General features: G+C 51.8%; 8 protein-coding genes. 2 read left to right on the forward strand and 6 right to left on the reverse strand.

Annotation, left to right across the window (positions count from 1 at the left end):
* Nucleotides 1-3: 3 nt before the first annotated feature.
* Nucleotides 4-1,062 (reverse strand): FAD:protein FMN transferase, encoded by a 1,059-nt coding sequence (locus tag BLQ36_RS03130; RefSeq protein WP_074513921.1) that lies wholly within the window; start codon nt 1,060-1,062, stop codon nt 4-6.
* A 181-nt stretch (nt 1,063-1,243) separates the two neighbouring features.
* On the opposite strand from BLQ36_RS03130, the gene BLQ36_RS03135 reads away from it, so the two are divergent.
* Nucleotides 1,244-1,519 (forward strand): hypothetical protein, encoded by a 276-nt coding sequence (locus BLQ36_RS03135; protein ID WP_074513922.1) that lies wholly within the window; start codon nt 1,244-1,246, stop codon nt 1,517-1,519.
* 81 nt (nt 1,520-1,600) lie between these two features.
* Here BLQ36_RS03135 and BLQ36_RS03140 read toward each other — a convergent pair whose 3' ends face one another.
* From BLQ36_RS03140 to BLQ36_RS03160, 5 genes are all read right to left on the reverse strand, one after another.
* Entirely contained in the window at nt 1,601-2,131 is a 531-nt protein-coding gene (locus BLQ36_RS03140; protein ID WP_074513923.1) for a 2-oxoacid:acceptor oxidoreductase family protein, read from the reverse strand.
* A complete protein-coding gene (locus BLQ36_RS03145) occupies nt 2,128-2,952 on the reverse strand; it encodes a 2-oxoacid:ferredoxin oxidoreductase subunit beta (protein WP_074513924.1) in 825 nt (274 codons plus the stop codon). Before BLQ36_RS03145 ends, BLQ36_RS03140 begins: the two co-directional genes overlap by 4 nt.
* Nucleotides 2,953-2,954: 2 nt before the next feature.
* Nucleotides 2,955-4,097, reverse strand: coding sequence for a 2-oxoacid:acceptor oxidoreductase subunit alpha (locus BLQ36_RS03150; protein WP_074513925.1), 1,143 nt, complete (start codon nt 4,095-4,097; stop codon nt 2,955-2,957).
* Complete coding sequence (locus BLQ36_RS03155) at nt 4,094-4,294, reverse strand: 4Fe-4S binding protein (RefSeq protein WP_033170414.1); 201 nt, start codon at nt 4,292-4,294, stop codon at nt 4,094-4,096. The genes BLQ36_RS03150 and BLQ36_RS03155 overlap by 4 nt, the downstream gene beginning before the upstream one ends.
* Nucleotides 4,295-4,572: 278 nt before the next feature.
* Nucleotides 4,573-5,439: a DMT family transporter gene (locus tag BLQ36_RS03160; RefSeq protein WP_074513926.1), complete on the reverse strand. Its 867-nt coding sequence runs from the start codon at nt 5,437-5,439 to the stop codon at nt 4,573-4,575.
* 232 nt (nt 5,440-5,671) lie between these two features.
* Between BLQ36_RS03160 and BLQ36_RS03165 the strand changes: the two genes are divergently transcribed.
* Entirely contained in the window at nt 5,672-6,856 is a 1,185-nt protein-coding gene (locus tag BLQ36_RS03165) for an iron-containing alcohol dehydrogenase (RefSeq protein WP_074513927.1), read from the forward strand.
* Nucleotides 6,857-7,136 lie beyond the last annotated feature (280 nt).

Genomic DNA, 7,136 nt, shown 5'->3' on the forward strand with positions numbered 1-7,136 from the left:
AAGTCATTTTGCTAAAATAAAATCCTGCTGAACCTGCTGCAGGCACTCCTGAAAACCATGGGCCGTCCAAAGCCGCAGCTTATGGTCGCAAACCATGCCGCGAACCGCTGGCGGCAGCTTTTCCAAAAAGTCTCGGCCCGCTTCCGGCCCCAATACAAAAACGGTAGTGGTCAGCAAGTCGGAAATCATGCCCGCATCAGGCAGGCTGCCCTCTGCCACAATCGTATCACTAACGGCACCATTATCGGCAGGTCGGCCAGTCCGAGGGTCCAGGATATGGTGATAGCGGACACCATCCCGCTCAAAAAAGCGTTCATAATCCCCCGAGGTGGATAAAGCCCCATCGGAAAGGGCCACCACCGCCAGCCGGCTGTCCTTATCCTCGCTGCGGGGATGGCGAATGCCGACGCGCCAGCTCTCGCCCTTGGCATTTTTCCCCAGGGCATAAAGGGAACTTGACCCAAGATTTATCAGGCCATTTTTCACGCCGTATTTCTCATAAATCTTTTTCACTTCATCGGCAGCAAAGCCCTTGGCTATGCCACCGAGGTCAAGGCTCATGCCGGCCTCACGTAAACGAGCACACTGCGTTTCCGGGTTTAGTTCCAATTTCTGCCAGCCGACTTTTGCCTTTGCTTTTGCCAGCTCCTCAGCCGTTGGAACCTTTGCCTGCTCCGTCCCTATGCCCCACAATTCTACCAACGGCCCAGTGGTCACATCCCAGGCGCCATCGCTGAGGCGGCTGTATTCCTGGGATACCGCCAGCATGTGAAAGACTTCAGGATGAAGGGAAATCCACGCCCCATTGCCTGCGGCAGCAGCCAGTTTTTTTAAATCGCTGTGCTCCCCCTTGGCACTGGCCATCTCGTCAATTTCCTTGAGACGCTTTATGCTTTCTTCCACGGCATCATTGGCTTTTTCGCCTGACGCAGTCAGCGTCACCACTGTGTCCATAACCATGACATTTTTTTGAACCGGTTCTGTCCTACCACAGCCTGCTGCCCAAAAAGTCAATATCAGCAGCAATCCCATAATTTCTGCCGCTGACCAAAAGCTTCGCATATCCGCACCTCCTAGTCCATCAGTCGTAAAACCATTATTTCTATTATAACGCTTTCTTTCCCCTTTCGTTAATGCAAATTATCCGAAAGAATCTTACACTCACGATAAAAAGCGGCAGGATTTTTCTCACAACAAGCGAAATATTAATACTATCATAAGAAACAATAAAGGAAGTGATGATATGAATGTTCGCCTGCATGCTGACAAGTTAGCTTATTTCTTTATCGCCTTTGCGATTTATCTTTTGATTCGCGCTTTTGCTACTGCACTGATGATTCCACTGGTCAATGTACTGCTCTATGTCTCCATTGCCACATCACTGCTGGCCAGCAACGTTCCCCGTGTCATCGACATTCCTTTGCATTACGCCTATCCCATCCGCTGCGTCGAATTTTTTACCTTTGGCATCGCCATCGTCTGCTTCATCGTCCTTTGCTTAAAACACATCTGGACGTAAACCATAATCATAACAGCAAAACCCCCGTTGACTCGAAAAAGTCAACGGGGGTCTTATTTTTAACGGTTATGCCTTTAACGGTTATGCCTTTGCCGCTGCATCCCAGCCTACCTGCAAAGCTTTCATATTCTGCTCTACCGTATGCGGTGGAACGCGGTTTGCCACCGATTTCTTGATCGTATCGAAGGACACGATTCCGGTCAGATGAACCAAAGCGCCCAGTGCTACGATATTCGCAAAGAGCGGCTTGCCCACTTCTTCGATAGCCAGCTTCGTAATCGGTATGCGGACGACCTGCGGGAAGTCCGGCGTTTCTGGAACCAGGCTGTCATCGAGCACCAAGAGTCCCTCTGGATTCAGGTCCTGGTAGTATTTATCCGCAGCCTTCTGGGTCATGGCCAATACCAGATCCGGCACCAATACATGGGGGTGGAAAATCTTTCCCTCATCGATGATGACCTCAGACTTCGAGGCGCCGCCACGTGCCTCCGGGCCATAGGACTGGGACTGGACCGCCTCTTTCCCTTCCATAACCGCAGCCTCCGCCAGAATGATGGCAGCCGTAATGACGCCCTGTCCGCCGGACCCGGATAATCTCAGCTGTTTTCTCATTTTGCTGCACCTCCTGCCCGCTCAATAACCTGGTCATAGGCTGTATCATAATCCAACGCTTCTGCCTTGTAGAAGCAGCCAATGGGGAACTTCTCCCCAGTCTTCTTATCCTCTGGCAGCTTATCCCAGGCCGCTTTCATCACGGCATTGTCCCGCATCCACATCATCATATTGGCCGGACTGCCCAGCTTGTTCTTGCGGCCATAGGCCGTCGGACACTGAACCAAGGCCTCGATGAAGGAGAATCCCTTGTTATCGAAACCATCGGCAATCATATCCACCAGATGTTTCTCATGGAACGCCGTAGAGCGGGCCACATAGGTTGCCCCGGCAGCTTCAGCCAGATGGCAAGCATCAAAGGGGCGGTCAACCGAACCATAAGGTGCGGTGGTGGCCTTCTTGCCCAGGGGCGTCATCGGCGACGCCTGACCGCCGGTCATGCCGTAAATATTGTTATTGAAGAGCACCACCGTCAAATCGATGTTGCGGCGGCAGCCATGAATAAAGTGGTTGCCGCCAATGGCCGTACAGTCGCCATCGCCGGTGATAACCACCACATTGAGGTCCGGATTGGCCAGCTTGATTCCCGTAGCAAACGGGATGGCACGGCCATGGGCCGTATGCAGCGTATCAAAATCCATATATCCCGAAGCACGGGACGAGCAGCCAATACCGGAAACAATAACGGTATTATCCTGGGACAGGCCTTTTTTCTCGATGGCCTGGACGATTGCCTTCATGGCAATTCCATTGCCGCAGCCCGGGCACCAAAGGTGCGGGAGACGGTTCTGACGGAAATATTTTTCGTAACTTCTCTCCATGGTTATGCCTCCCCGCAAAGTGCATCAATGCCAGCTTCAATCTCGGCCGGCTCAAAAGCCTTCATGTTGTATTTGCCGCAAAGTTCTACCTTGCACTGGCCGTTGGCCGCCCGGCGAACTTCATGGACAATCTGGCCGTAGTTGAGCTCTGCCACCATAATTCCCTTGACCTTAGCCGCCAGCCGCTCGATGGCTTTATCGGCAAAGGGCCAAATGGTCATAAGGCGAAGGAGCCCCACCTTATGCCCCTTCTGACGGGCATTCTGCACCGCTTCATAAGCCGTACGGGCCGTACCGCCAAAGGAAACCACGGCATACTCCGCATCCTCCATAAAGTATTCTTCTGTGTGAATAATTTCTTCTCCCACCCGGGCAATTTTCTCGTGGAGGCGGTGAATAGAGTTTTCCGTAACCTCCGGGCTGCCCACCGGGAAGCCCGTATTATCATGAATAAGGCCCGTCACATGGATGCGATAGCCCGTGCCAAAATCGGCCACATTGGGCACGAGGTCTTCATCCGGTTCAAAGGGCTGATAGCCTTCCGCCCGGGTCTTTTTCGGCGCGCGGCGCGGATAGAGTTCCAATTCACTAGCCTCCGGCAGTTCTACCTTTTCGCGGAGGTGACCGACCACCTCATCCATCAGCAAAACCACCGGCGTACGAAAGCGCTCGGCATAGTTGACGGCCATAACTGTGGCATCATAGGTTTCCCGGACACTCCAAGGGGAAAGGGCAATAACGGGATGGTCACCATGGGTTCCCCAGCGGGTCTGCATAACATCCCCCTGAGAAGGTGCCGTCGGCTGGCCGGTGGAAGGACCAACGCGCTGAACATTGACCAGTACACAGGGAATCTCGGCGCAAGCCGCATAACCAATAAGCTCCTGTTTCAGCGAAAAACCCGGTCCAGAGGTAGCATCCATAGCCTTCTGTCCCGCCAGTGAAGCCCCAAGGATGGCGCCCATGCTGGCGATTTCATCTTCCATCTGGACGAACTTACCCCCAACCTTTGGCAACAGCTTCGCCATGGTTTCTGCCACCTCAGTGGACGGTGTAATCGGATACCCCGCGAAGAAACGGACACCAGCGGCAATAGCACCTTCTGCGCAAGCCTCATTTCCCTGCATCAATCTTGCCTTGCTCATGCTTCTGCCCCCTTATCCACAAAAATCGCATAATCCGGGCAGCGCAGCTCGCACTGACCACAAGCGATGCATGCATCGCCATTTGCTACCTGTACCTTGCCGAGCTCATCGAGCGCCAGCACCTGTTTGGGACAAAATGCAACGCAAATTCCACAGCCTTTGCATCTGCCCATCTTGATGGTGATTTCTGACTTCATCGGGGTCCCTCCTAGTAACAACACACCATTGGGTCATCCAATACACTAATATGCTATAAATACATAGAAACTATGTATAATTGCAATACACTTTTACATCATAGCAGATACTCGCATAAAAATCCAGCTTTTATGTAAATTAAATATATGTATACAAAAAACACCACTCTTTCCTCTCTGTCCATTTTTCCATATATAGCTCCGATAGTATCCTGCTATACAAAAAGGAGTTCGCCACAAGCGGACGAACTCCTTTTTGTATTTTATAGATAGACCGATCATGCTTCCACAGTCTGTTTTTTCCCCACTCTTCCCGACAGGATTACACCGGTCAATACCAATACCGCACCAATAAAGCTGCTCAAGCTGAAGGGCTCATGAAGATAAATGACGCCAATCATAGCTGCAAAAACCGGCTCTAGGCAGAAGAGGATTCCCACCCGTTCCGCCGAGGTATACTTCTGGGCCACCATTTGCGCAATAAAGCCAAAGGCCGAACAGATAAGGCCCAAATACAGCATCGCAAACCAACCGGAACCACCAGCCGGCAACGCCGGCGTCTCCAGCAGCAGCGAGAGCAACAGTCCCCAAACTCCCGCTACGCCAAACTGGATAACCCCCAACTGCAGTGGGTCTAGTCTTGTAAGCAGTCGGCTCATATAGCAAACCTGCCCAGCATTTATCATTGCTCCAGCCAGACACAAAAGGTCACCCGGATTGACGTGCAGCCCATCGTGGAGAGTCAAAAAGCCAATCCCCATCACGGAAAGTGCCGATGTTCCCAAAATCCCCCGCTGTAGCGGACGGTGGTAAACGTATCGTTCCACAAAGGGAATGAATACTACCATCAGACTCGTAATGAAGCCCGCGTTGGAAGTCGTCGTCGACTCCAGTCCAATAACCATGGCACCAAAGGATACCACCACAATGGAACCGACAATAAAACCGGCCTTCAGCAGTTCCCAGCTGACACTGCGCCAAGCCTTTCCCAAAAAAACAGCTGAAGCCGCAAAGGCAATGAGGAACCGATAGGCAATCAGTGTGAAAGGACCAATCGATGCCAGTCCTTCCTTCATAAATAAATAAGAAGAACCCCAGCAAAAGGTCACCAATAACATGAGCATCTCTGCACGTTTTGTAGTCATTTAGAATTCTCCATTTTCCTTACTATACGTTCAATCCTGCCAGCCCATCAATCTCTTAAAGAAAATCGACGCCGACAAGACTAGATTTTAACAGAAAGACCTGTCCTTGGCTACACCTTCGCCAAATTTTGGTGAACACTATTACAAACGGAGCTGTGAATTTTATATTTGGCAAAATTAAACCAATAGCGTTATAATTAAGAGCGAATGTAAACCAAAAGGAGGTTCTTCCATGCAGAATTTCAATTTTAAATGCCCGACAGAAATCGTCTTTGGACGCGGTGCTGAAGAACAAGTTGCCGATAAACTGCACGCTTATGGCGCCAATCGGATTTTCGTCCTCTACGGCGGCGGCAGTGTGGTAAAATCCGGTCTGCTTTCCAAAGTCGAACGCATCCTGCTGGCATCCGGACTGGCCTTCCAGGTTATGGGCGGCGTCCAGCCCAATCCGCGCCTTTCCCTGGTACGTCAAGGCGTGCGCATGGCTACGGCCTTCCAGGCCGATTTTATCCTAGCAATCGGCGGCGGCAGCGTCATCGATTCAGCCAAGGCCATCGCCCACGGTACCGCCAACCCCGGCACGGATGTCTGGGACTTCTGGATCGGACGCGCGAAACTGACTAAATCCATGCCTGTAGCCAGCATCCTGACGCTGGCAGCGGCCGGCAGTGAAACCAGCGACTCTGCTGTCATCACCAACGAGGAAACCGGCAAAAAAGCAGGCCTTAACACGCCATTCAACCGCCCAGCCATCGCCTTCATGAATCCGGAACTTACCTATACGGTTCCGAAAAAACAACTGGTCTGCGGCAGCTGCGATATTCTCATGCACACCCTCGAACGCTATTTCACCAGCGTCAAGGAAGTAAATGCCTTCACGGATATGGTTGCCGAATCTCTTATGAAAAACATCATCACCCAGACGAAAATTGCCGTCGAAGACCAGACCAACTATGACGCCATGAGCGAAATCATGTGGTGCGGCAGTGTTTCCCACTGCAACTTCACCGAGCTTGGCCGCTGCAAAGACTTCACCTGCCACAAACTGGGCCACGAACTCAGCGGCAAGTTCGACGTCACCCACGGCGCATCGCTCACCACCATCTGGCCGGCCTGGGCACAGTATGTATGGCAGGATGACCCAGAGCGCTTTGCCACCTACGCAGAACGCATCTGGAATATCACCACCGGAACCACCGCCGAAAAGGCCCAAGCCGGCATCAAAAAAACCGTCGAATATTTCCGCTCGCTGGACATGCCCACCAACTTCACGGAACTCGGCATCGGCATCCAAGACAAGCGAAGCATCGAATACTTGGCGGACATGGCTACTGCTGAAGACACCAAAAAACTCGGCAACTTCCATCCACTGGACAAAGCTGCCGCCATCGAAATCTATCAGTTGGCCAATCACTAAATACGCCTTGTAAAAGGGACTGTGAAATTACAGTTTGTAGGTTTGTGAGTTCGGATTCGAAACAAATCGCCGGCGGCGGGGGCCCCAGTACCAACGCTCCACCGGTGACAACCCGCTACAAGAAATTTTTGCCTTTTAATTAAGAATTGGAAAACAGTTAAACGCGCTTCGCTTGAACAAAACTGCTTTTCCAACGAGAACGCAGGCAAAAATTTCTTGCTTCACGCGGAACGTCAAGGCTACGCTTATGGTACTGGGGCCCCCGCCGCCTAGGTTAGAG

Source organism: Selenomonas sp. WCT3, from assembly GCA_900100835.1.
Lineage (GTDB): Bacteria > Bacillota > Negativicutes > Selenomonadales > Selenomonadaceae > Selenomonas_A > Selenomonas_A ruminantium_E.

Excerpts from the sequence above, each read along its gene's own strand:
- BLQ36_RS03130 (WP_074513921.1), bottom strand. The coding sequence starts at position 1,062 with ATGCGAAGCTTTTGGTCAGCGGCAGAAATTATGGGATTGCTGCTGATA.
- BLQ36_RS03135 (WP_074513922.1), top strand. The coding sequence starts at position 1,244 with ATGAATGTTCGCCTGCATGCTGACAAGTTAGCTTATTTCTTTATCGCC.
- BLQ36_RS03140 (WP_074513923.1), bottom strand. The coding sequence starts at position 2,131 with ATGAGAAAACAGCTGAGATTATCCGGGTCCGGCGGACAGGGCGTCATT.
- BLQ36_RS03145 (WP_074513924.1), bottom strand. The coding sequence starts at position 2,952 with ATGGAGAGAAGTTACGAAAAATATTTCCGTCAGAACCGTCTCCCGCAC.
- BLQ36_RS03150 (WP_074513925.1), bottom strand. The coding sequence starts at position 4,097 with ATGAGCAAGGCAAGATTGATGCAGGGAAATGAGGCTTGCGCAGAAGGT.
- BLQ36_RS03155 (WP_033170414.1), bottom strand. The coding sequence starts at position 4,294 with ATGAAGTCAGAAATCACCATCAAGATGGGCAGATGCAAAGGCTGTGGA.
- BLQ36_RS03160 (WP_074513926.1), bottom strand. The coding sequence starts at position 5,439 with ATGACTACAAAACGTGCAGAGATGCTCATGTTATTGGTGACCTTTTGC.
- BLQ36_RS03165 (WP_074513927.1), top strand. The coding sequence starts at position 5,672 with ATGCAGAATTTCAATTTTAAATGCCCGACAGAAATCGTCTTTGGACGC.